Below are 23700 nucleotides of genomic sequence, written 5' to 3' on the forward strand. Positions count from 1 at the left end.
GGGCCGACCTGTGACGGTCGGGGGGCCGATCAGATGAATACTGCGTTTCCGGCCGATTCACCGTAGGTCATAAACCGGCCACAGCTCACTCGAACACACCCAACTCGCCCCGCAGCACGCCTACTTCAGTTGTGGGAGCCGCGCATACGAACCGCCGGCAGACATACGCCGCGGACCGCCCGCCGACCAGGGGCCGTTCGGCGAGCAGCGGGAACTCGTCGCTGTCCGGGGAGCCGTACGCCACGACCGCGCCGGGGACCGTCGCGAGGAGCGCCGTACGGTGCAGCTCCCGTGCCGCCGGGTCCCCCTCGGGTCCGACCACGGCGATCTCGCGCGGCCCGTCGAGCAGCGCTTCCGCGACCGCGAGCCCCCAGCCGATGAAGCGCGGCGCCCGGGGCCCCAGCGCCTTCACCACGCCCAACGCCCCCTCGGCGGCGGTGCGATGGGACTCGGAGCCGGTGTGCGCGGCATAGGAGAGCAGTGCCCCGGCGGCGGCGGTCCAGCCGGACGGCGTCGCGTTGTCCGTCGGGTCCTGGGGCCTGCGGATCAACTGTTCGGCGTCGTCCGCCGTGTCGAACAGCGCGCCGTCCTCGGCCACGAACCGGTCGAGGACAATGTCCAGCAGGAACCCGGCGAATTCCAGCCAGGTCCCCTCGCCGGTGACCGCCGCGAGGGTCAGAAAGCCCTCGGCGACATCCCCGTAGTCCTCCAGCACGCCGGCGTGGGCGCCGGACCTGCCGTCCTTCGAGGTACGGGCGAGGCGCACGGCGGCCGCCGTGGCCCCCGCGCCGCCGGTGTCACCCGTACCGCCCGCCGTGGCCCCCGCGCCGCCCGTCCCGCCCGCCGTGGCCCCCGTACCGCCCGTCCCATCCGTCCCGCCCGTCCCGCCCGTCCCGCCCGTCCCGCCCGTCCCGCCCAGATGCACCCGTACCAGCAGATCGGCGGCCTCCGTGGCCCGTTCCACCAGATCCGGCCGGTCGAAGTACGCGCCGGTCTCGGCCAGCGCGGCGATCGCCAGCCCGTTCCACGCGGCCACGATCTTGTCGTCCCGGCCGGGCCGGGGCCGCTCCTCGCGCGCGGCGAGCAGCCGGGCCCGTACGGACTCGACCCGCGCGGCGTCCACCACCCCGCCGCCCTGGGGGAGCTGGAGCACGGAGGCACCCTCCTCGAACGTGCCCTCCTCCGTCACCCCGAAGTACCGCGCGGCGAACTCGGCGTCCGCCTCCCCCAGCACCTCGCGCAGTCGCTCCGGCGTCCAGACGTAGTAGGCGCCCTCGACATGCCGTCCGGTGCCGTCGTCGCTGTCCGCGTCCAGCGCGGAGGCGAACCCGCCTTCCTCCGTGCGCAGTTCACGCACCAGGAAGTCCGCGGTCTCCACCGCGACCCGCCGGGCCAGATCGGATCCGGTGGCCCGCCAGAGATGCGCGTACACCCGGCACAGCAGCGCGTTGTCGTAGAGCATCTTCTCGAAGTGCGGCACGGTCCACTCGCGGTCGACCGAGTAGCGCGCGAAGCCGCCGCCGAGCTGGTCGTAGATCCCGCCGCGCGCCATGGCCTCACAGGTGTCGGCCGCCATCTGGAGCGCGCCCTCGGAGCCGGTACGGGCATGGTGGCGCAGCAGGAACTCCACCACCATCGACGGCGGGAACTTGGGCGCCCCGCCGAAGCCGCCGTGCCGCGCGTCGTACTCCCGGGTCAGCCCGAGCAGCGCCTGCGACAGCTCCGCCTCGCCCGGCACCCCGTCCCCGCCGTGCGCGAGCGAGCGCCCGGCCAGCTCCCGCACGATCCGTCCGGCGACCTCCGCGACCTCCTCGCGCCGGTCGGTCCACGCGGCGCTGACGCCCTCCAGGACCTGCGGGAAGGAGGCCATGCCGTGCCGGGGCGCGGGCGGGAAGTACGTACCGAAGTAGAACGGCTCCCCGTCCCCGGTCAGGAACACGGTCATGGGCCAGCCCCCCTGCCCGGTGGCGGCCTGCACGGCCTCCATATAGACGGCGTCGACATCGGGCCGCTCCTCGCGGTCCACCTTGATATTCACGAAGTGCCGGTTCATGTACTTCGCGGTCGTCGCGTCCTCGAAGCTCTCGTGCGCCATCACATGGCACCAGTGACAACTGCTGTACCCCACGCTCAGCAGCACCGGCACATCCCGCCTGCGCGCCTCCGCGAACGCCCCGGCCGACCAGGGCCACCAGTCCACGGGGTTCTCGGCGTGCTGGAGCAGATACGGGGAGGTCTCATGGGCCAGTCGGTTCGCCATGCCCCCATCCTGCCGGAGCCCACCCCCGACCCGCCGGAGCACGGCGCCCCACCGCACCGGGAACAGTACGCTGGGCCCAGCAGCACCGGACCCGGCGAACGCCCTCGAGAAGGAGGTACGCCATGACCGCCGAAATGGTGGCGCCCGCGTGGATGCACACGCAGATCAGCGCGGAGCAGTACGACTCCTGGTCCGAGGAGCAGTGTGCCGGCATTGAGATCGTGGACGGGATGGTCGTCGTGAGCCCCAGCGCGTCCAAGCGCCACAACCGGCTGGCCAGGATCCTGGCCAATGCCCTGGACGCCGCCGCGGGCCCGGACTGGAACGCCGACACGGACTTCGATGTCCGTCTGCAGGACGTTCCGCTCACCAACCGCCGTCCGGACATCGTCGTCTACCGGGCGGAGACCATCGACCACACGCCCACGCGCCCCGAACACGTACTCCTGGTCGTCGAGGTCGTGTCGCCCGGCTCGGAGACCACCGACCGGATCGTGAAGGTGGACCAGTACGCCAAGGCCGGCATCCCCTTCTACTGGCGGGTCGAACAGGCCGCCACCGGTGTCCCGATCATCTACACCTACGTTCTCGACCCAGCCACCAAGGCATACAGGGATGGCGAGATGTTCACCGGCGTGATCAAGGCTGCCGCGCCCTTCTCCGTCATTGTGGACCTGGGAATTATCTGACGATCAACAATCGTCGGGCAGCATCATCACGGCCCGGCACAGGCCGACGGAGGATCGGTCACGCACACGCGAGCGACTGGAAGAACGCGCTTCTTCCTGTTTTCGGCGTGGTATTCCACGTCGGCTCACGAAGGCTTTTCTGGACCAATTCGACAGAGGCCTTGGAATCATCCGAGGATGCACCAAAATGGATCCATATTCCCCGTGAACAAGAGCTCCGCACAGATAGTGTCGACCTTTTTCCAGAAGCTGCCCATGCATTCATCCAGCAGCGTTTGAACCGACACACAAACGAGACACCGGTCCAGGTCGCAGGTGTGTCGGAAATCTCTCCGGAAGCCCCGCCCTGGTTCGTCGGCCGAAGCGGGGAACAGCGGGAATTCCGCCCATCCCGTGGCCACAGCGAATGCCCGGCCGCTCGCGAACCCCGCGTCCTTGCGGAATCCGCGGAGCCGGGCACCCAGGGCCCGGTGATTTCAGACCCCCGCACCCGGCCCTCGGGATCGAAGTGGCCGACCGCCAGGAGACGGTTGTCGTACAACCACCGGTCATTGCCGTCCACGGGGAACGTGCTGCGTTCCGGCAACTGATACCGAGGCAGCCATCGCCCCGCCGGCGCGGACGTCGGTGGGCGGCGTCGGTGGGCGGGGCCCGGCGGGGCGAGGGGGCGGGCGAAGGGCGGCTGGGGGCGGGGCGGGGTCAGGACTGGGCGACGTGGGAGTCCCAGAGGTCGACGGCTCCCCAGCGGTCCGCTCCCTGGGTCTCGACCATCCAGCCCGGGTACTCGGGGGGCAGTTGGCTGACCTCGTCCAGTCGGCGGGTCTCCTCCGGTGTCAGGGCGACGTCCACGGCGGCCACGTTGTCCCGCAGTTGGTCGAGCCGCTTCGCGCCGACGAGCACGGATGTGACCGCGGGCCGGGCGAGGAGCCAGGCGAGGGCGATCCTGGCCGGACTGCACCCGTGCGCCTCGGCGATGGGGCCGAGGACGTCGAGCACCTTCCAGACCCGCTCCTTGTCGACCACGGGGAAGTCGAAGCCGGACCGCCGGGACCCCGCGGGGTTCTGGTTGTCGCGGCTGAACTTGCCCGACAGCAGTCCGCCGGCCAGCGGGCTCCAGACGAGCAGCCCCAAGCCCTCCTCCTCCAGCAGCGGAACGATCTCGCGTTCGACGTCCCGCCCGGCGACCGAGTAATAGGCCTGCACCGTGCTCAGCGGGGCGAAGTGGGAACGCGCCTGGATCCCCAGGGCCTTGGCGATCCGCCACGCGTGCCAGTTGGAGACGCCGACATAGCGGACCTTCCCCTGCCGGACCAGGTCGTCCAGCGCCCGCAGCGTTTCCTCGACGGGAGTCACCGTGTCGGTGGCATGGACGTGGTAGAGGTCGAGGTAGTCGGTCCCCAGTCGGCGCAGGCTCGCCTCGACCGCGTTCATGATGTGTCCGCGCGAGGCGCCGACGTCGTTGGGGCCCGGTCCCATACGGCTGTACACCTTGGTCGCCAGAACGTATTCGTGCCTGGCGATGCCGAGGTTGCGGAAGGTCCGGCCGAGAATCTCCTCGCTCTGCCCGGCCGAATAAACGTCGGCCGTGTCGAAGAAATTGATACCGGCGTCCACCGCCGCCTTGACGAGTTCGTCCGCACCGGCCTGGTCGACATTTCCGATGTGCTCGTAGACACCGCCCGAGCCGCTGAATGTCATCGTCCCGAAGCAGAGTTGCGAGACGAGGAGACCGGTGTTCCCCAACCTGTTGTATTTCATCGTGCCCGTCCTCGTTCGTGAGTTCGCTACGGAAGTTCCTTACGACGAGAAAAAGTCTATGCACGTGAGGGACATCAACGGGCACGGCAGAGAGGGTGCATCGCACCCACCGTCAGGGCACCGGCCGCCCCGCCCCGCCCCACCTGTTCACCTGTTCACCTGTTCACCTGTTCAACCGCCCGCTATGACGCTGTCCTCGGTGAGCGTGCTCAGCAGCCGCAGCGCCGTCTCGGACGGACTGCCCGGCTCGGCCTGGTAGATGACCAACTGCTGGCCCGGGGCGCTGTTCACGGTGAGCGTCTCGTAGGCCAACGTGAATTCCCCCACCTCCGGGTGGTGGAATTCCTTGTCCGCGGCCGTCTTGGCCCGTACGTGATGGCTGTCCCACAGCCGCCGGAATTCCTCGCTCCCGGCTGTCAGTTCCGCCACCAGCGAGGTGAGCCGGGGATCCCGCGAATCGGCGCCGGCCGCCGCACGAAGGGCCCCGACTCCGTCCCGCGCCGCTTCGTCCCACCGGGGATAGAACCGGCAGGAGGCCGGATGCAGAAAAATGAAGCGCAGGAGATTGTCGCCGGGGGGCACATGCGAGAACAGAACGCGGGCGAGTTCATTGGCGGCGAGCACGTCCAGGCAGCGGCTCAGCACCATGGCGGGGAGGTCCGTCCACCCCGCCATCAGCCGCACCAGGTCCGGCGCGACGTCCTGGTTCCAGGTGCTCCGGTACCGGGCGGCGCTCTGACGGCGCACCAGACCCAGCAGGTGGGCGCGGGCCTCGGCGTCGAGGCGCAGGGCAAGGGCGATCGCGCCGAGGACCTGGTCCGAGGGGTACCGCTCGCGGCCCTGTTCCAGCCGGGTGTAGTAGTCCTTGCTGACCCCGGCCAGCGCCGCCACTTCCTCGCGGCGCATTCCGGTCGTACGCCGCCGCCCGGACGTGATCACTGTCGGGTCGGGTTCCGTCGAGGTCCGCCGGGCCCGCAAGAACTCGCCGAGTTCGTTGTTCTTCTTGCCGACAGGCATGATCGCCGCGCTTTCTGGTGTCTCCGGCAATGGCCGACCGCGCTCGCCGACAGGAAATCGCCCACAAGCCCACAAGCCCACAAGAGAGGCGCCGGCAAGAGAGGCGCCGACGCGTCCACCGCCATGGTCGACCACGGTCGGGCAGCCGTCCCCCGCTCAGGGTGGCCGTGCCGCACCCCCTCAAGCGGGCGATTCCTCACCTCAATACATCACCAGGCCGGCCGAGACATTGATGTCCTCTCCGGTGATGGAAGCGGCGCCGTCGCCGAGGAGAAAGGCGACCACATCGGCCACATGGGAGGGTTCCACCAGTCGTCCGAGGGGCGACCCGGAGACGGCTTCGCGCAGCACCTCCGCCCGGGGGACGCCGCGCCCCACGGCGAGCTGATCGATGACTTTCTGGAATCTCTCGCTGTTGATGGCTCCCGGCGTCACCAGATTCACCCTGATCCCGAAAGGACCCGCCTCCACGGCGAGCGTCCGTGTCAGACCGATCAGGGCGGTCTTGCTCGCCGCATAGGCCGCCCGCCCGGAATTCGGCCGTTTGCCACCGGCGGAACCTATGGTCACCACGGCGCCGGAGCGCTGCTCGATCATGGACGGCAATACCGCCCGGCAGCACAGGAAAGTGCCCGTCACATTGGTGTCGAGCGTGTCCTGCCACTCGGCGAGCGAGGACTCCCACAGCCGCGAGGTCGGGCCGGCTATGCCGCTGTTGTTGACCAGCGCGTCGATCCGGCCGAACCGTTGGAGCACGCCTGGGACCAGGGCGGACACCGCCCGCTCGTCCCTGATGTCGCACACCATGGGCACGACCGACTCGCCGGAGGGATCGATCTCCCGGGCAGACGCCGTCAGGACCTCCCCTTCCCGGCCGCAGACGACGACGTCGGCCCCGGCCGTGTGGAGGGTCCTGGCGATGTCGTGCCCCAGCCCGCGCCCACCGCCGGTGACGATCGCGACGTGGCCGGCAAGCCCGGCAAGCCCGGTCCCGCCCTTCGTGTGGCTCGGCACAGCACTCATATCCGTGTCACGGCTCCTGCCGGGTGAGGAGGTCCGCCGCGCGCTCGGTGACGGCGAGCACGGCGGCGTCGGTGTTTCCCGAGACGGGGGACGGCATGACGGAGGCGTCCGCGATCCTCAGCCGCGTGATGCCGTGGACGCCGTGGACGGGGAGTCGCGACCACGACGTAGGCGACCACGACGCAGTCGAACCGCGACCCCGACGTAGTCGAACCGACGCACAGCTCTCTCCGCACAGCTCTCCTTCCGTTGTACCCGCGCCGACGGCCCGCCGCGCGAGCGCGTCCGCACACGGGCGGGCGCGGCTTCTTTGTCCTCCCGTCGAGCCCCGCGCGCCCCCGCCCCGCCGGGGGCGTCGCTCAGAGGCAGCTCAGAGGCAGCTCAGAGGCAGCTCAGAGGTAGACCGACTGGTAGCGCTGGTACGACAGCAGGGCCTCGGGGCCGAACTTCAGGCCCACTCCGCTGGCCTTGATCATGGTCGTGGGGGAGGTCGTGTCCGGGGTGTAGTGGTTGATGCCGACGGACCCCGTCACGATCCGGCGCGCGACGGCGAGGCCGCGGTCGGGGTCGGCCGTCCACACCGTTCCGGCCAGGCCGTACTCCGAGTCGTTGGCCAGCTCCACCGCCTGGTCGTCGTCCTCGTACGGGGTCACGGTGACCACCGGGCCGAAGATCTCCTCCCGCGCGATCGGGTGGGAGGGATCGACGTCGGCAAAGACCGTCGGCTCGACGAACCAGCCCGCGCGCAGGCCCGCCGGCCGTCCCCCGCCGGTGATCAGCCGCGCGTCGGAGGCGACGCCCTGGGCGATGTACTCCTCCACGCGTTCGCGCTGCCGCTCGCTCACCAGGGGACCCACCTGGGTCGTCGGGTCGAGGGAGTTGCCGACCCTGAGCGACCGGGCCAGCGCGGCGACGGTCCCGACGACCTCCTCGTAGCGGCTGCGCGGAGCCAGGACGCGGCTGGTGAGGAAGCACGTCTGCCCGTTGTTGCCGAACAGCGCCGGTGCCAGTCGTGGTGCGGCGGACGGCAGGTCGAGGTCGGCGTCGTCCAGTACGATCGCGGCCGACTTGCCGCCGAGCTCCAGCGTGACCGGGCGCAGCAGGTGCCCGCAGACCTCGCCGATGTGCCGCCCCGCCGCCGTGGAGCCGGTGAAGGCGACCTTGTCGACCCCGGGGTGGCCGACCAGGTGGGCCCCGGTCTCCCGGCCGCCCGGCACGATGTTGAGCACGCCCTCCGGCAGGCCGGCCTCGACGGCGGCCTCCGCCACCAGGTAGGTGTCGAGGACGGTCTCCGGCGACGGCTTGAGGACGACCGTGCAGCCCGCGGCGAGCGCGGGCGCGTACTTGAGCGCTGCCATGGTGTTGGGGAAGTTCCACGGCACGACGGCCGCCACCACGCCGAGCGGGAGCCGGCGCACGAGCGTACGGCCGGTGCCGGCGCCCTCCCGGATCTCCTCACCGGCCCCGTCCGGCCCGTCGAGGAGATCGGCGTAGTAGCGCAGCAGGTGGCCCGGCCGCCGGGAGTCCCCCGCCTCGGCCAGGAAGACCGGCATGCCGTTCTGCTCGCTCACCAGGGGCGCCATGGCCTGGGCTCGGGCGTCGAGCGCGTCGGCGAAACGCCGCAACACGGCCGCGCGCGGGGAAGCGGGCTGGTGCGCCCAGCCGTCCGGGGCGTCGAACGCGGACCGGGCGGCGGCCACGGCGGCGGCCACGTCCGCCGGGCCGGCGGCGGGCACGGAACCGATCGGCTCGCCGGTGTTCGCCGACCGGACCTCGAGGGTGGTCCGCGAACGGGGCGCCACCCACCGTCCGCCGATGAAGAACTCCGTTCGTGTGGCCGGGAAGATGCTGGTGCTCATGGAGGACGTTTCCCTTCGGGGGGGCTGCTTTCTCTCCGGGATTTCTCCTCGGGGTGTTCTCCGGGGGTGCTCCCCGGGTTTCTCCTCGGGGGGCTCCCCGGCTTTCTCATCGGAGTGCTCTCCGGGTTTCTCGTCGGGGTGCTCCCCGGCTTTTCTCCTCGGGGTTCCGCACACCGGGGGCGGCAGCTCCGTACGGCATCGCGGGTACGGCGGACGGCCGCCCGGGTTCAAGGAGCGCGATGGTCCCGGGGAATGCGGGCCCAGCCGCCCCGGAATGGCCCAACCGCTCCGGTAATGCCTGTCGAATCTCGACGCTAGCAAGAAGGCGGCTGGTCAGGGAGGGTGTGTCGCACCCTCCCTGAAAGGCGCCGACACCCCTGTTCCTGTGATCGCATTGACTGTCGTCGCCCGGTAACACCGGCGGAAATACCAGCACATCACCAGGGAGTTCCTCGTGAAGGCTTTCGTCCTCGAAGACTTCGGCTTGAAGAATCTGAAACAACGCACGGTACCGACCCCGGAACCAGGACCCGGTCAGATCCTGGTGAAGGTCTCCGCGGTCTCCCTGAACTTCCGCGACCGCGCCGTCGCGGAGGGCTACTACACCCCGGAGAAAATGCCGCCGAACCTCATTCCCGTGTCGGATGCCGCCGGGACGGTGAGCGCCGTCGGCCCGGGAGTGAGCCGCTTCTCCGTCGGCGACCGGGTGATGTCGCACTACGCGTCGCGCTGGCTGGACGGGCCCCCGCGCCGCGACCTGGGCGACTTCACCCTCGGCGGACCGCTCGACGGCGGCCTCGCCGAATATCTGCTGCTCGACCAGGACGGCGCGGTCGCCACACCGCCGTCGCTCAGCGACGAGGAGGCCTCCACGCTGCCCATCGCCGCGCTGACCGCGTGGTTCGCGCTGTTCGAGCGCGGCGGGCTGGAGCCCGGCCAGACCGTGCTGGTGCAGGGGACCGGTGGGGTCTCCGTCGCCGCGGCGCAGCTCGCCTCGGCCTTCGGCGCCCGCGTCATCGCCACCTCCAGCGACGACGGCAAACTGGCCAGGATGCGTGAACTCGGCGCCGCCGAAGTGATCAACTACCGGACCACGCCGGACTGGGCGGCCGCCGCCGTCGAGCTCACCGGAGGGAACGGCGTCGACCAGGTGCTCGACGTCGTCGGCGGCAGCAGCCTGAACCGGTCGGTGTCCGCCACGCGACCGAACGGACACGTGGCCGTCATCGGCTTCCTGGAGTCGATGACCGCCTCCCTGGACCTCATGCCGCTCCTGTACGGGCAGACCCGCGTCACCGGCATCGCCACCGGCCACCGGCGCGCCTTCGAGGAACTGGCCGCCTTCGTCGGCGTCCATGGCATCAAGCCGGTCATCGACACCGTCCACGCCTTCGACGACGCGCCGCTGGCATTCGAGCGGCTCGGGCAGGGCGCGTTCGGGAAGATCGTCGTCCGCGTCGGCTGACCGCCGGTCCGCCCGGCTCGGTGGGAGGCGCACGGTGCCGCGGCCGTGCGCCTCCGGCCGTGCGCCCGGTGACGTCTCCGATCGTGCGCCCGGTGAGGTCTCCGTCGCGCACCCGATGAGGTCTCCGGTCGCGCACCCGCCCTGCCCGGTAAACTGGACCACCCGCCCCGGCAGGGCGACGTCCGTCGGAAACGCATGGTGAGCATGAGTGCCAACATGACTGCCAACAGGAAGAACAACGCGCTCGGAGATTTCCTGCGGGCACGGCGCGTCACCACGGATCCGCAGCCCGTGGTGATGACCGGGGGCCGGCGGCGCACGCCGGGAATGCGCCGCGAGGAGGTGGCCGCGCTCGCCGGGGTCAGCAAGGACTACTACACCCGGCTGGAGCAGGGACGCGAACGGCACCCCTCGGAGCAGGTGCTCGACGCGCTGGCCACCGTCCTGGGGCTCGACGCCGAGGCCCGCGCCCATTTGCAGGGCCTGGCCCGGCTCCGCGGCGACGCACGGTTCCGGCAGGAGTGGAGCGAGGAGGTCAGCCCCCACCTCCTGCGGCTGATGAGCCGCTGGACGGAGACACCGGCCATGGTGCTGAGCCGCTGCCTGTACGTACTCGCGGTGAACGACCTGGCCAGGACGCTCTTCTCGCCGATGGAGCCCGGCGACAGCCTGCTCCGCTTCGTCTTCCTCTCCCCGGCCTCCCGCGGCTTCTACGCCGAATGGGAGAGGGTGGCGCGCAACGGTGTCGGGTCCCTGCGCGCCGCGGCCGGTGTCGATCCCGAGGACCCTCGGCTGGTCGCGCTCGTGGCGGAACTCTCGGCGGGGAGCGCGGACTTCCGGAGGCTGTGGCACAGCCACGACGTACGCGCCAAGACCTGGTCGGACAAGAGTTTCCACCACCCCGTGGCCGGGGACCTGACCCTGACCTACGAGACGTTCACCGTGAACAGCGCCCCGGGCCAGCAGCTCCTCGTCTACCAGGCCGAGCCGGGCAGCCCCTCGGAGCATGCGCTGCGGCTGCTGGGCACCCTCGCCGGGCGGACGCCCTCGCGCGACGGGGCGAGGACCCCCTCGGCCGATGCCGCAAGGACACCCTCGCCCGACGGGGCGAGGACACCCTCGGCGACACCCTCGGCCGACGGGGCGCTGACCGCCGCGGCCCCGCCGGGAGGCGGCCGCGCCCCCGGCGAAGGCTGACCTCCGTTTCACCTCACCGCGGCAGGCCCATCGTCAGGCCTCCGTCGATCACCACGTCCTGGCCCACGATGTAGTGGGACTGCGGCGACAGGAGAAAGCCGACGGCGTGCGCGATGTCCTCCGGCGTCCCGTTGTGCCCGGCCGGGACCGCGGCGGCGGTGGCCTCCCGTCCGGCCTCGCTCGGCACGAACGTGTCGTACATCGGCGTGCGGATGTAACCGGGGCTCACCGAGTTCACGCGGATCCCCTCGTGCGCGAGATCGGTCCCGAGGGAGCGGGCGAGGTTGTGGACGGCCGCCTTGGTGGCCGCGTAGACCGCCGCCGGGAACATGCCCCGGTGCAGGGTCCAGGAGGCGGTGAGGACGACCGAGCCGCCGCCCGCCTGCCGCAGCAGCGGAAGGGCCTTCTTCACCGTGAAGAAGGCGCCCTTGAAATTCACCGCCACCAGTTTGTCGAAGTCGTCCTCCTCGGTGTCGTGGATGGTCCTGAAGATTCCGGACCCCGCGTTGGCGAAAAGGCCGTCGAGCCGGCCGTACCGCTCACCGATCTCCTCCATGAGCGCGTCCGTGCCCGGGAGATCCGCGGCGTCCGCCCGCACCGGCAGGAGCCGGGAACCCCCGTCGGAGACGTCCTTGAGCTGTTCGCGGGCCGTCGTCAGCCGCTCTTCGCTCCGCCCTGTCACCACCACCCGCGCACCGCTCTTGAGGAGATGGCGCACGGTGGCGAAGCCGATACCGCTCGTGCCGCCGGTCACGAGCAGCACCGCGTCGGTGAGACCGCTCTGCCGGGTGTCCGTCTGTGTCGATGTCATGTCCGCTCCGTTCCTTGCTGTTCCGCTCGGTCCGGCACCCGCCGGACCGAGCGTCCGGCGAGTGCCGGATTCCGCCGGCTTCCGTTTCCGCGTCGCTCGGGTCCGCTCAGGAAAAGGGCCGCTCGGGTCCGCTCAGGAAAAGGCCCGCGTGGGATCCTCACCGGTCTCCCAGGAAACGCCCCGGCATCGGCCGGCTGCTCGGGGGTCGCGTACATGGATCTCCCTGGAGACGAGTCGGCCGGATTCACGGCGGTGCCCCGCCGCTGTTCCCTGACATCGACCCTAGGAAAAGCGTCCTCGGCCAACCAGGACGTAATACGGCCAGGCTCCGGACCTCGTCAGCGCCCGGCCCGCGGGACCACTCGTCCGGGAGGAACACCCACGAGTTCCTCGCGTTCGTGGGTCCGGCGCAGGAGAATGACCCTCCAGCGAGTGCTTGCGGAGGGGGACGCGTATGCGGGAGAGCCATCGGGTCGAAGCCGAGCGGCTGTTGGTGCGCGCCGTCGAGGAGGAGGTACGGCGCTCCGGCGGCCGGACCGACGGGAGCGCGCTGCTGGCGCGGGGGCGGAGCGCGCTGGACGCCATGGCGTCAGGAGCGGCCGAGGAATACGCCGCCTACGCGCGGGCCGTGGAGGCGGCGGAGGCGGAACAGCGGCCCCTGTCCCAGCGCTTCAGCAGGCAGGCCCTGGCAACGCCCGTGCTGGTCACGGCCGTCGCCACCGCCGCCGCCGTCGGCGCGGACGTCGCGCTGGGCACCGCCACGGGTGTCGCGCTCGGCGCGGGCGCCGTGGTGGCCGTCGCCGGAGCCGCCACCACCGTCGCCAAGGTGACCGCGTCCCACTGGCCCGCCGCGCACCAGCGGGCGGGCGCGGCGGGCCAGCCGGGCGGCACCGAGCAGTTGCGGCTCCAGTGGCTGACCGCGCTGGAGGTACGGGGCATCCGCCCGTTCCTCGACCAGCAGCGGGTGCTCACCTCCGCGACCCGCCGCACCAGCGCCAAGAAGTCCGCCGCCGCCCCACGGCTGCGGGGCGGCGACCGCAGCGCGGCGGCGCGCCGGCGCACGGTGCTGGAGCAGTCCTTCGGTCATCTCCCGCAGCCCGACGGGCCGTTCGCCGGGCGCCGCGCCGAGCTGGCGCGGATCGCGCAGTGGGTCCACGCGGCGCGCGCCTCGACGGAGACCCGGCCGACGGTGGTGGTGATCCACGGCGATCCGGGCTCCGGGCGCACCACCCTGGCCGTACGGGCGGCGCACCGGCTCAAGGACCAGTTCCGCGGGGCGTGCGTCGTCGATCTGCGCGGCGGCGGGACGGGCGAGACTCCGCTGTCGACCCGCGACGCGCTGCTGCATCTGCTGAACCGGCTCGGCGCCCCGCGCGAACAGCTCCTGTTCCGTGAGCGGTCCTCCCCCGAGCAGCAGGTACGGCGGCTGAGCGAGCTGTACCACCAGCATCTGACGGGCCTTCCGGTGACGGTCGTGCTGGACGACGCCTCCGATCCCGAGCAGGTGCGCACCCTGGTGCCGGAGCGGTCCGAGAGCCTGGTGCTGGTGACGGCGCGCGAGCCCCTCGATCTGCCCGCCGACGTACCGGCCTGGGTGCACCATCTGCCGGTGGAGGCACTGGACGGCGCGGGCGCCGAGGAGCTGCTGCGGGCGGTGGCGGCCACCACCCGGGCCGACTCCGCAGGAACCGGAGCAGGGACCGGCGCAGGCACCGGCGCAGGGACCGGAGCAGGGGCCGGAACAGGCGGAGCAGCGGCCGGCGCGGGGACCGGCTCCGACGCCCTCTACGACGCCCAGTCGGCCGACCGGGTGCGGGAGCTGTGCGGCGGGCTGCCGCTCGCCCTGCGGGTCGCGGGGTCCTCGCTCGGCACCCGTACCCCCCAGGGCCTGGCCACGGACCTCGCGGCGTACGGCCCGGTCGGGCCGGTCGAGCGCGCGCTGTGGCTGCGCTACACCGACCAGTCCGAGCAGGCCCGCACGCTGCTGCGGCGCCTCGCGCTGGCGGGCCGCGCGTCCCTGGGCGCCGCCGCCGCGGCGGCGCTGATGGCGACGGACGAGCAGGAGGCCGGACGGCTTCTGACCACCCTGTCCCGGGCCGGTCTGATCGACCACGTACGGGCCAGCCGCTACCGGCTGCACGACGCCGTACGGACCTTCGCCCAGGCACGGCTGCTGGACGAGGAGGAGGCGGCCGACCGTACCGCCGCGCAGGAGCGGCTGATCCGCAACTACGCGGAGCTGGCCGACTCGGTGATCCGGCTGGTCGACGGCAAGACCTCGACGCGCGCGGACATCTTCAAGAGCCCGGCGGGCGCGCACGGCTTCTCCTCCCTGGACGCGGCGCTGCGCTGGCTGGACGACGAGTCCAGCTTCATCACGGCCACGCTGCGGCACGCAGAGGGCGTCGACCAGCAGGCCGTGCTGGATCTGCTCGGCGCGCTCTGCGACTACTGCCTGCTGCGCGGCGATCTCTACCGGCTGGGCGAGATCAACGAGCTGACCCAGGCGGTGGACCAGGGACTGCTCGTGCGCTCGGTCCAGTGGCGTACGGGTATCGCGGCCCGCCAGCTCGGGGAGCTGGACAAGGCGCGCTCCACCCTGACCTCGGTGGTCGACCTCTACCGGGAGGCGCAGCACGACGCGGGCGCGGCCCGCGCGCTCTGCTCGCTGGGCATCACCCTGCACCACCAGGGCAATCTGACCGAGGCGTCGGCGAAGCTGCGCGAGGCGCTGGAGCTCCAGTCCGGCGACGAGCTGGCGGCGGACCGCGCCTGGACCCTGCACGCCCTCGCCGCCGTCGAGCGGGACCGCGGCGCTCTCGCGGAGGCGCTGGCGATGCTCGACACGGCGCTGGTGCTGCACCGCGAGAGCGAGTCCGTCCACGGCGAGGCCTGGACGCACTTCCAGCTCGGCCAGGTCTGTCTGCGGATGGGCGACGTACCGCGCGCGGAGGCCGCGCTGGGCGAGGCGCTGGAGCTGTACGGCAGGACCCGTGACGGCCGCGGTGAGGCCTGGGCGCTGACCCAGCTCGCGCGGGGGCGGCTGGTGGACGGCGAGCCGGGCCCGGCGATCGGGCAGCTCCGGGACGCCCTCGCCCGCCACCGGGAGAACGAGGACGCGCGCGGCGAGGCGTGGACGCTCTACTACCTGGGCCAGGCGCTGGAGGAGAACGGCGGCCGGGACGAGGCGGTACGGGAGCTGGAGCGGGCCCGCACGATGTTCTCGCGGATGCGCGACGTCTACGGTCTGGCCTGCGCCCGGCACCACTCGGGCCGGGTCACCCGCGACCAGAGCGCCGCCAGGACCGGCAATCTGCGCAACTCGGGCTTCGCCCGTCAGCTCCTGGTCGACGCCCGCGCGGACTTCCACCGGATCGGGGTGGCGCACGGCGAGGCGTGGACCTGTCTGGAACTGGCCATCATCGACGCGGGCAACAACCGCGCGGCCCAGGCGCTCCAGCTCTGTGACGAGGCGACGGCGCTCTTCGTCTCGTACGGGGACCACCGGGGCGCCGACTGGTCCCGCTTCCTGCGCTGCACCCTGCTGCCGTACGCCTCGGCGGGCGGTATCGAGGTGGGCTCGGTGGTGGCCGAACAGGAGCTGGCGGAGCTGACGGCCGCGCGCCACGGGCAGCGCGACGGCAAGCTGGAGGACTGCGCGGAGGCGTACGCGGTGATGCTGCGGCGCGGCGTCAGCCTGGAGGACGGCTGGCAGGCCTGGCACCTCGGCATGGTCCCGACCCGCCACGCCCGCGAGGTCATGGGCGTGCCCGTGGAACCCACCCCGGCGTAATCCGGCCCCACCTCGGGCGTAATCCGACCCGCCCCCGCGTGGCCCGTGCCCGGTCCCGCCCAGCGGCCGGCCGGTCGGCCCGCACGGGCACGGGGTGTTCCGCCGCCGTCACCGGCCGGGGCGGGGCCGGAACCGGACCGGGCCGTCGGGGATCCGCCCGGGGCCGTCACTGCGGCGTCGGGGGGCCGGCCGCCCCTCGGGGCGGCCGGTGGCGTCGGGACGCGCTACCGCCCTACGGCGGCGGGCGGCGGGGCGGGCGGACGCGCTACTCGCCGTGCGGCGGCGTCTTCGTCGGGGCGCCGGCCGGAGTCTTCTCCGGCTCCGGGGTCTCCTCGAAGTTGACCATGCTCATATGCCGGTTCATCGACTTCATCAGCAGCCACACGCCGCCCGCCATCACCGCGAACACGATGAACCCGAGGACACCGGGCGTCACCTTGTTCTCGTCCAGCTCCTTGGCGAGCGGAAGCATGTGCGTCATTGCCTGGGTCGCATACATATCAGGCATTGTCGCGGATGCCCGCGAAGAGGTCGCTCTCGGGGAGGGACGTATCGACGAACGACTTCGCCAGCTCGTACTCCTCGGTCGGCCAGACCTCCCGCTGGACGTCCATCGGCACCCGGAACCAGCCCCCGTCGGGGTCGATCTGCGTGGCGTGCGCGATCAGCGCCTTGTCCCGGATCTCGTAGAAGTCCGCGCACGGCACGTAGGTGGTGAGCGTCCGCTCCTCGCGGGCGATCTCCTTCCAGCGCTCCAGCCACTCCCCGTACGGCGACTCCAGGCCGCGCGCCAGCAGCGCCTCGTGCAGCGCGACCGTGCGCGGCCGGTTGAAGCCCTGGTTGTAGTAGAGCTTCTGCGGCCGCCAGACCGGGCCGAACTCGTCCTCCGGGTACTTCTCCTTGTCCGCCGCGGCCTCGAACGCCACCATCGAGATCTTGTGGGTCATGATGTGGTCGGGGTGCGGATACCCGCCGTTCTCGTCGTACGTCGTGATGACCTGCGGCCGGAACGAACGGATCAGCCGCACCAGCCGCCCGGCGGCCTCGTCGACGTCCTCCAGCGCGAAGCAGCCCTCGGGCAGCGGCGGCAGCGGGTCGCCCTCGGGCAGCCCGGAGTCGACATAGCCCAGCCACTCCTGCTCGACGCCGAGGATCTCGCGCGCCTCGTCCATCTCCTTCTTGCGGACCTCGTGGATGTGCTCCTCGATATAGCTGTCACCCTGGAGCTTGGGGTTGAGGATGGAGCCGCGCTCGCCCCCCGTGCAGGTCACGACCAGCACGTCCACCCCCTCGGACACGTACTTGGCCATGGTGGCCGCGCCCTTGCTCGACTCGTCGTCGGGGTGCGCGTGGACGGCCATCAGCCGTAGCTGCTCAGTCAAGACTCGATCCTCAGTGATTCGTCGCATCGGACGGCTTCTATAGTGACGGATGTCCGGGGGCGGAAATTCCGGCCGCCCGACGCGGAAAGGGACGATCATGGCCGTGGTGCGCGAGCAGCTCCCCCCCGGCCGTTACGGCCGCACGGCGGACGAGCACGCGGATCGCCGGCTGCGGATCGTGGGTGCCGTACTCGGCGCCGTCCTGCTCGCCGTGATCGGCTGGTTCGGCTACCACTACGTGGTCGATCGCAGTGTCTCCGGGGAACTCATCAAGTTCAAGGTGGTCTCCGCCACCTCGGTCGAAGTCCATCTGGAGGTCCGCAAGGACCGGGACGCGAGGGGAAGCTGCACACTGCGCTCCCTCGCGGAGAACGGCGCCGAGGTGGGCCGCAAGGACGTACGGTTCGGTTCCGGCGAGGCCAGGATCGACCAGGTCGTCACCGTGCGTACGACGGCGACCGCGACCAGTGCGGAGCTGCTGGGCTGTACGTCGGACTGACGGATCCCCCGCCGGTCCCGCCCGTCACGCTGGTCCCACCGCTCCCAGCGGCACCGGGACCCGCCGCACATCTCGGCGCTGACCTGCGCTAACGCAATTCTGATGGCTTTCGTCCTCCCCCTCGCGCCACGAAATTGTTAGGCTCGTGGTTTCGCCCGCCCGAGAAGGCAACATTCTTCTGGGTAGGGCGTTGCTTTGTATTCCCGGTACCTACGAGGAGCACCTGTGACCCAGACCAGCGAAAACGTCACCTGGCTCACCCAGGAGGCGTACAACCAGCTCAAGGCCGAGCTGGAGTACCTGTCTGGTCCCGCCCGCACCGAGATCGCCATGAAGATCGCGGCGGCCCGTGAGGAGGGCGACCTCCGGGAGAACGGCGGGTACCACGCGGCCAAGGAGGAGCAGGGCAAGCAGGAGCTCCGGGTTCGCCAGCTCACCCAGCTCCTTCAGAACGCGAAGGTCGGCGAGGCCCCCGCGGACGACGGCGTCGTCGAACCGGGCATGGTCGTGACCATCGCCTTCGACGGCGATCCGGACGACACCCTGGACTTCCTGCTGGCCTCGCGCGAGTACGCCAGCTCGGACATCGAGACCTACTCGCCGCAGTCCCCGCTCGGCAGCGGTGTGAACGGCAAGAAGGTCGGCGACGACGCGGAGTACGAACTGCCCAACGGCAAGAAGGCCTCCGTGAAGATCCTGGACGCCAAGCCCTACCAGGGCTGAGAGCGCGACAGCCCCCGGCCCAGGGAGCCGGGGGCTGTTTCCGCGGGACGTACGGGCCCGCGGACCCGCAGACCAGCGGACCCGCAGACCCGCAACGAGCCGTCAGGCCGTCAGACCCTCAGGCCCTCAGGCCGTCGCCGAGCGGTACTTCCGCACCGCCAGCGTCCGGAACACCGCGATGATCAGGACCGACCAGATCAGCGACGCCAGCACCGGATGCTCCATGGGCCAGGCGTCGGACTGCGAGACCCCCGGGTTGCCGAACAGCACCCGGCACGCCTGCACCGTCGCGCTGAACGGATTCCAGTCGGCGATGTGCCGCAGCCAGGGCGTCATCCCGCTGGTGTCCACGAAGGCGTTGGAGATGAACGTCACCGGGAAGAGCCAGATCAGCCCGCCCGAGGTGGCGGCCTCCGGGGTACGGACGGACAGCCCGATCAGCGCCCCGATCCAGGAGAAGGCGTACCCGAGGAGCAGCAGCAGCCCGAACGCGCCCAGCGCCTTCGGCAGCCCCTCGTGGATGCGCCAGCCCACGAGCACGGCGACGATCGCGAGCACCACCACGGTCAGCGCGGTCTGCACCAGATCGGCGAGCGTACGGCCGGTGAGGACCGCGCCACGCGCCATGGGCAGTGAGCGGAACCGGTCGATGAGGCCCTTGTGCATGTCGTCGGCGATTCCGGCGCCCGCGCCCGCGGTGGCGAAGGTCACGGTCTGCGCGAAGATCCCGGCCATCAGGAAGTTGCGGTAGACATCGGCGTTGACAGAGCCGCCCACCTGGAGCGATCCGCCGAACACATAGCTGAACATCACCACGAACATGATCGGCTGGATGAGCCCGAAGAGAACGACCTCGGGGATCCTGGTCATGCGGATCAGATTCCGGCGGGCGACGACCAGCGAGTCGGTGGCCGACTGGACGATCCCGCCGCGCGGCCGGGGGGCCGCGGTCGGTGCGGCTTCCGTGGTGACGGTCACTTCCCGGTCTCCTTCGTGCTCTTGGCGGTCCTCGCGGCCCTGGCGGCCCTGCCGCTCCCGGCGGTGGTGCCGCCGGGGCCGCCGGGGCCGTCGGCTTCGGCAACCGCGTCCTCGGCCGCGTGGCCGGTCAGGGAGATGAAGACGTCGTCGAGGGTGGGGCGGCGCAGGGCGATGTCGTCGATCTCGACGCCCCGGGTGTCCAGCTCCCTGATGACCTCGGCGAGCAGCTTGGCGCCGCCGGTCACCGGGACGGTCAGCTTGCGGGTGTGCTCGTCGACCGTCACCTCGCCGCCCTTGCCGAACGCCCCGAGGACGGTGCGGGCGGTGTCGATCCGGTCGCGCTCGTGCACGACGACCTCGACGCGCTCGCCGCCCGTACGGGCCTTGAGCTGGTCGGCGGTGCCCCGGGCGATGACCTGACCGTGGTCCACGACACAGATGTCATGGGCCAGATGGTCGGCCTCCTCCAGATACTGGGTGGTGAGCAGCAGGGTCGTCCCGCCGGCCACCAGCTCCTGGATGATGCCCCAGAGCTGCTGCCGGTTGCGCGGGTCCAGGCCCGTCGTCGGCTCGTCCATGAACATCACGGGCGGGGAGACGACGAGCGCGGCGGCGAGGTCGAGCCGGCGGCGCATGCCCCCGGAGTAGGTCTTGGCCGTACGGTCCGCCGCGTCGGAGAGGTTGAAGCGCTCCAGCAGCTCGTCCGCCCGCGCCTTCGCCGCGCGGGCGCTCATCTGGTAGAGCCGGCCGACCATCCGCAGGTTCTCGCGGCCGGTCAGATACTCGTCGACCGCCGCGAACTGGCCGGAGAGCCCGATGGAGCGGCGGACTTCGTTGGGGTGCTTGAGAACGTCGATGCCCGCGACCACGGCCTTGCCGCTGTCGGGCCTGAGCAGGGTGGTGAGCACGCGCACGGCGGTGGTCTTGCCCGCGCCGTTGGGTCCGAGGAGCCCCAGGACCGTGCCCTCGGGAACATCGAGATCGACGCCGTCCAGAGCCCTGACATCGCCGAAGGTCTTCACCAGGCCTTCGGCGTAGATGGCGCCCGGCATGTGGTTTCTCCCGTGGATCGCTGTCGGTGCTGCTGCTTACGCAGAGCTTAGGTTCGCTGGTCGTCCCCTGCCCGGCCGTTGCGGAAGTCCGGTCGCGGCAGGCGCCAGGACCGGCACAGTAACGCGATACATCGCGACTCACAAGAGGGTTTCCCACGCCGGTGGAACGCCCCTCCCCGGGGGCTCAGGGGAGGATCGTGTAACCCGCCGACCGCAGCGCCGTCGCGACCTCCGCGCAGTGGTCCGGCCCCTTGGTCTCCAGATGCACCTCCACCTCGGCCTCCGCCAGCCCGAGCCGGGGATCGGTCCGTACATGGCTGATGTCGAGCACATTGGCGTCGGCCCCCGACAGCACCGTGAGCATCGTCGCGAGCGCGCCCGGCCGGTCCGTCACCCGTAGCCGCAGACTCAGATAGCGCCCGGCGGCCGCCATCCCGTGCCGCAGGATGCGCTCCATCAGCACCGGATCCACATTGCCGCCCGAGAGCACCGCCACCACCGGCCCGCGGAAGGCCCCCGGATCGCTCAGCAGCGCGGCCACGGGACTCGCCCCGGCCGGCTCCACGACCAGCTTCGCCCGCTCCAGACAGAGCAGCAGCGCGCTGGACAGCTCGTCCTCGGAGACCGTACGCACCTCGTCGACCAGCTCCTGGATGATCTGGAACGGTACGTCCCCGGGGCGGCCCACCTTGATGCCGTCGGCCATCGTCTGCGGTGTCCTGACCGCCACCGGGCGGCCCGCGCGCAGCGAGGGCGGATACGCGGCGGCGCCCTCCGCCTGCACCCCGACCACCCGGACCTCGGGGCGCAGGGACTTCACGGCGAGGGCGATGCCCGCGGCCAGTCCGCCCCCGCCGATCCCCACGACGACGGTGCGCACCTCCGGGCACTGCTCCAGGATCTCCAGCCCGACCGTCCCCTGTCCGGCGATGATGTCCGGGTGGTCGAAGGGGTGGATGAAGACCGCGCCGGTGTCGCGCGCGTACTCCTGCGCGGCGGCCAGTGTCTCGTCCACGACCTGTCCGTGCAGCCGGACCTCGGCGCCGTAGTCGCGGGTGGCCGCGACCTTGGGCAGGGGCGCGGCGACCGGCATGAACACCGTCGAGCGGACTCCGAGCAGGGTGGAGGCGAGCGCGACTCCCTGCGCGTGGTTGCCCGCGCTGGCGGCGACGACACCCGCAGCGCGCTCCTCCGGGGAGAGCCCCGCGATCCGTACATAGGCGCCGCGCAGCTTGAACGAGCCGGTCCGCTGGAGGTTCTCGCACTTGAGGAGGACGGGGGCGCCGACGAGCCGGGTCAGATATCTGCTGCCCTCCATGGCGGTCGTCCTCGCCACGCCGGACAGCATCTTCTGGGCTCCCCTGATGTCATCGAGGATCACGGGACGCGGGAGGCGGGACGTACCGAAGCTCATGGTTGTCAGTCTCGCAGCTCACCGGGGCGGCGGCGGTCGGCGACCGCCGACCGTGAATCCCTGCCCATGGGTTTGCGCAGCCCCGGTACGGGCGGGGTCATCCACGCGTACTCTGTCCCCCACCAACCGACCCCCGCACAAGAGAGCCCCCAGCCATGCCCCCCATTCAGGACATGACTTCCGCTGCGTCGGCCTCCCGGGAGACGGCCTCCGAACCCTTGGGTGACGCCGGCCTCCTCGATGCACTCCAGCACCAGGTGGCCGTCTTCGCCCGGCGGGCCGAACAGACCCGGCTCGGCGGTATCGGCCAGGTCCGCAACTCGATGGACCGCGCCGCGTATCTGCTGCTCAACCGGCTCGACCAGGAGGGCCCGATGGGTGTCAAGGCCCTGGCCGCGGGCATGGGCATCGACTCCTCCACGGTCACCCGGCAGGTGGCGCCGCTCGTCGACACCGGCCTGGTCAAACGCACCTCGCACCCGGAGGACGGCCGTGCGGTCGTGCTCCAGCTCTCGGCGCGCGGACTGGCCAGGCTGGACGAGGTCCGCTCGTCGCGGCGCGAGCTGATGGCGCAGGTCACGGGCGGCTGGACGGCGGAGGAACGGCAGTCCTTCACCACGCTGCTCACACGGTTCAACGGGGCGCTGTCGGCACGGGCGGCGGGACAGCCGTCCGGCGAGGGCGGCACGGACAACTAGGGCCTCTCGTCCGGAACGTGCCGTCACGTTCGGATCGTGCGGTCGGCCGCACCCCGACGGGCCCGGTACGCGAAAGGCCCTCTTGACCAGGGGCCGCCGACTGGCGTCAATGGAGGACGTGCGAGAGCGGCGGACAGCCACGGATCGCCGCCGCGCCCGCGAGTTCGAGGCGTTCGCCGCGGGTGCGGGCGGCCGGCTGCTGCATGCGGCGGCGCTGCTCACGGGAGAGTCCCCGGACGCGGCGCCGCGCGCGCAGCGGCTGCTGATCGCCTCGCTGGCCCGTACGTACGCGGACTGGGACCGGCTGCGCGGCGAGGACCCTTACGACCGCACCCGTCAGGACCTCGCCCTGCGCTTCGCCCGCACCGCCTGGCACCCCCGGCGGCGCCGCCCCACGGCGGGCATCCTGGCGCGGCTGGGCCCGCAGGAGCGTGTCGTACTCGTCCTGCGCGTCTACGAGGGCGTGGCCGAGGAGCAGACGGCGGCCCTGATCGGCCTGCCGGTGGAGCGCGTCCACGCGATCTGCGCACGCGCGATCCGAACGATGCGGCAGAAGCCACCGCGCCACCCGGCGGCCGGACCCCGTCCGGCGGCCCCGCCGGGCCCGGTCCCCGGCGGCGGAACCGGCGGCGGGGCCGGGCGGGGCGACGTACGCCTCGGGGAGGCCCGGTCATGACCGGGCCCGATCACAGGAAAACCGCCGAAGTGCGGCGGATGCTGGAGGCGGGCCGGCCCGCCGTGCCGGGCGATCTCGTCCCGCGCGCCACCGAACTCGGCGCCCGGCTGCTGCACCGCCGCCGGGCCGTCCACCGGGTGTTCTGGACCCTGCTGTGCGTCGGCGTGCTGGTGTTCACGGTCTGGGCGTCCGTGGCCGATCCCTGGAACGCGCCGCCGCCCGCCGACACGACCCCGCCGCTGGAGGGCTGGTAGGCAGCGACAAGGCGCGCGGGAACGAACGGGCGCGGCCACCGGACCCGCCGTCCGCGCCCCGCCGCCCCGCCGCGCCGCCACCCCGCCGCCCCGCAGGACGGGCGGCACGTCCCCGGGACACGACAGACCGGTGCCCGGGACACAACAGGCCG

At 71.6% G+C, this 23700-nt stretch carries 21 protein-coding genes; 9 read left to right on the forward strand and 12 right to left on the reverse strand.

Features of this window, described 5'->3' with window-relative positions:
* Window positions 1-85: 85 nt before the first annotated feature.
* Window positions 86-2260, reverse strand: coding sequence for a thioredoxin domain-containing protein (locus tag ACFYYH_RS05395; protein WP_388546172.1), 2175 nt, complete (start codon window positions 2258-2260; stop codon window positions 86-88).
* A gap of 122 nt (window positions 2261-2382) precedes the next feature.
* Between ACFYYH_RS05395 and ACFYYH_RS05400 the strand changes: the two genes are divergently transcribed.
* Complete coding sequence (locus ACFYYH_RS05400; protein ID WP_388546175.1) at window positions 2383-2949, forward strand: Uma2 family endonuclease; 567 nt, start codon at window positions 2383-2385, stop codon at window positions 2947-2949.
* Window positions 2950-3648: 699 nt separating this feature from the next.
* On the opposite strand, the gene ACFYYH_RS05405 is transcribed toward ACFYYH_RS05400, so the two are convergent.
* From ACFYYH_RS05405 to ACFYYH_RS05425, 5 genes are all read right to left on the reverse strand, one after another.
* Window positions 3649-4707, reverse strand: coding sequence for an aldo/keto reductase (locus ACFYYH_RS05405; RefSeq protein WP_388546178.1), 1059 nt, complete (start codon window positions 4705-4707; stop codon window positions 3649-3651).
* Between the two features lie 171 nt (window positions 4708-4878).
* Window positions 4879-5724: a helix-turn-helix transcriptional regulator gene (locus tag ACFYYH_RS05410; RefSeq protein WP_388546180.1), complete on the reverse strand. Its 846-nt coding sequence runs from the start codon at window positions 5722-5724 to the stop codon at window positions 4879-4881.
* 201 nt (window positions 5725-5925) lie between these two features.
* Window positions 5926-6747, reverse strand: a complete 822-nt coding sequence (locus ACFYYH_RS05415) for an SDR family NAD(P)-dependent oxidoreductase (protein WP_388546182.1) — start codon at window positions 6745-6747, stop codon at window positions 5926-5928.
* A 7-nt stretch (window positions 6748-6754) separates the two neighbouring features.
* A complete protein-coding gene (locus ACFYYH_RS05420) occupies window positions 6755-6985 on the reverse strand; it encodes a GMC oxidoreductase (RefSeq protein WP_388546360.1) in 231 nt (76 codons plus the stop codon).
* A gap of 154 nt (window positions 6986-7139) precedes the next feature.
* Window positions 7140-8606 (reverse strand): aldehyde dehydrogenase, encoded by a 1467-nt coding sequence (locus ACFYYH_RS05425; protein WP_388546185.1) that lies wholly within the window; start codon window positions 8604-8606, stop codon window positions 7140-7142.
* Window positions 8607-9060: 454 nt separating this feature from the next.
* On the opposite strand from ACFYYH_RS05425, the gene ACFYYH_RS05430 reads away from it, so the two are divergent.
* Window positions 9061-10071 carry an NAD(P)-dependent alcohol dehydrogenase gene (locus ACFYYH_RS05430; protein ID WP_388546188.1) on the forward strand — a complete coding sequence of 337 codons (1011 nt, stop codon included), beginning with the start codon at window positions 9061-9063 and terminating at the stop codon, window positions 10069-10071.
* Window positions 10072-10287: 216 nt separating this feature from the next.
* Window positions 10288-11268 carry a helix-turn-helix transcriptional regulator gene (locus tag ACFYYH_RS05435; RefSeq protein WP_388546192.1) on the forward strand — a complete coding sequence of 327 codons (981 nt, stop codon included), beginning with the start codon at window positions 10288-10290 and terminating at the stop codon, window positions 11266-11268.
* Window positions 11269-11281: 13 nt separating this feature from the next.
* Here the strand turns inward: ACFYYH_RS05435 and ACFYYH_RS05440 are convergent, their stop codons facing one another.
* Window positions 11282-12079, reverse strand: coding sequence for an SDR family NAD(P)-dependent oxidoreductase (locus ACFYYH_RS05440; protein ID WP_388546195.1), 798 nt, complete (start codon window positions 12077-12079; stop codon window positions 11282-11284).
* Window positions 12080-12533: 454 nt separating this feature from the next.
* Between ACFYYH_RS05440 and ACFYYH_RS05445 the strand changes: the two genes are divergently transcribed.
* Window positions 12534-15872 (forward strand): tetratricopeptide repeat protein, encoded by a 3339-nt coding sequence (locus ACFYYH_RS05445; protein WP_388546198.1) that lies wholly within the window; start codon window positions 12534-12536, stop codon window positions 15870-15872.
* Window positions 15873-16137: 265 nt separating this feature from the next.
* Here the strand turns inward: ACFYYH_RS05445 and ACFYYH_RS05450 are convergent, their stop codons facing one another.
* Window positions 16138-16371, reverse strand: coding sequence for a hypothetical protein (locus tag ACFYYH_RS05450; RefSeq protein ID WP_388546201.1), 234 nt, complete (start codon window positions 16369-16371; stop codon window positions 16138-16140).
* Window position 16372: 1 nt separating this feature from the next.
* Window positions 16373-17254, reverse strand: coding sequence for a mycothiol conjugate amidase Mca (mca, locus tag ACFYYH_RS05455; protein WP_388546203.1), 882 nt, complete (start codon window positions 17252-17254; stop codon window positions 16373-16375).
* Between the two features lie 97 nt (window positions 17255-17351).
* On the opposite strand from mca, the gene ACFYYH_RS05460 reads away from it, so the two are divergent.
* A complete protein-coding gene (locus ACFYYH_RS05460) occupies window positions 17352-17753 on the forward strand; it encodes a DUF4307 domain-containing protein (protein WP_388546205.1) in 402 nt (133 codons plus the stop codon).
* Between the two features lie 225 nt (window positions 17754-17978).
* A complete protein-coding gene (greA, locus tag ACFYYH_RS05465; protein ID WP_388546208.1) occupies window positions 17979-18476 on the forward strand; it encodes a transcription elongation factor GreA in 498 nt (165 codons plus the stop codon).
* Between the two features lie 126 nt (window positions 18477-18602).
* Here greA and ACFYYH_RS05470 read toward each other — a convergent pair whose 3' ends face one another.
* From ACFYYH_RS05470 to ilvA, 3 genes are all read right to left on the reverse strand, one after another.
* Window positions 18603-19454 carry an ABC transporter permease gene (locus ACFYYH_RS05470; RefSeq protein WP_388546211.1) on the reverse strand — a complete coding sequence of 284 codons (852 nt, stop codon included), beginning with the start codon at window positions 19452-19454 and terminating at the stop codon, window positions 18603-18605.
* On the reverse strand, window positions 19451-20506 hold the full coding sequence (locus ACFYYH_RS05475; protein WP_388546214.1) for an ATP-binding cassette domain-containing protein: 1056 nt from the start codon (window positions 20504-20506) through the stop codon (window positions 19451-19453). The genes ACFYYH_RS05470 and ACFYYH_RS05475 overlap by 4 nt, the downstream gene beginning before the upstream one ends.
* 184 nt (window positions 20507-20690) lie before the next feature.
* A complete protein-coding gene (ilvA, locus tag ACFYYH_RS05480; RefSeq protein ID WP_388546217.1) occupies window positions 20691-21920 on the reverse strand; it encodes a threonine ammonia-lyase in 1230 nt (409 codons plus the stop codon).
* 155 nt (window positions 21921-22075) lie between these two features.
* Between ilvA and ACFYYH_RS05485 the strand changes: the two genes are divergently transcribed.
* The 3 genes from ACFYYH_RS05485 (at window position 22076) to ACFYYH_RS05495 (ending at window position 23548) form a co-directional block, all read left to right on the forward strand.
* Complete coding sequence (locus tag ACFYYH_RS05485; RefSeq protein WP_388546219.1) at window positions 22076-22618, forward strand: MarR family winged helix-turn-helix transcriptional regulator; 543 nt, start codon at window positions 22076-22078, stop codon at window positions 22616-22618.
* Window positions 22619-22736: 118 nt separating this feature from the next.
* Window positions 22737-23294, forward strand: a complete 558-nt coding sequence (locus ACFYYH_RS05490; RefSeq protein WP_388546362.1) for a sigma factor-like helix-turn-helix DNA-binding protein — start codon at window positions 22737-22739, stop codon at window positions 23292-23294.
* Window positions 23291-23548 (forward strand): hypothetical protein, encoded by a 258-nt coding sequence (locus ACFYYH_RS05495; protein ID WP_388546222.1) that lies wholly within the window; start codon window positions 23291-23293, stop codon window positions 23546-23548. The genes ACFYYH_RS05490 and ACFYYH_RS05495 overlap by 4 nt, the downstream gene beginning before the upstream one ends.
* The last annotated feature ends 152 nt before the right edge of the window (window positions 23549-23700 follow it).

This window comes from Streptomyces sp. NPDC002018 (assembly GCF_042890865.1).
GTDB lineage: Bacteria > Actinomycetota > Actinomycetes > Streptomycetales > Streptomycetaceae > Streptomyces.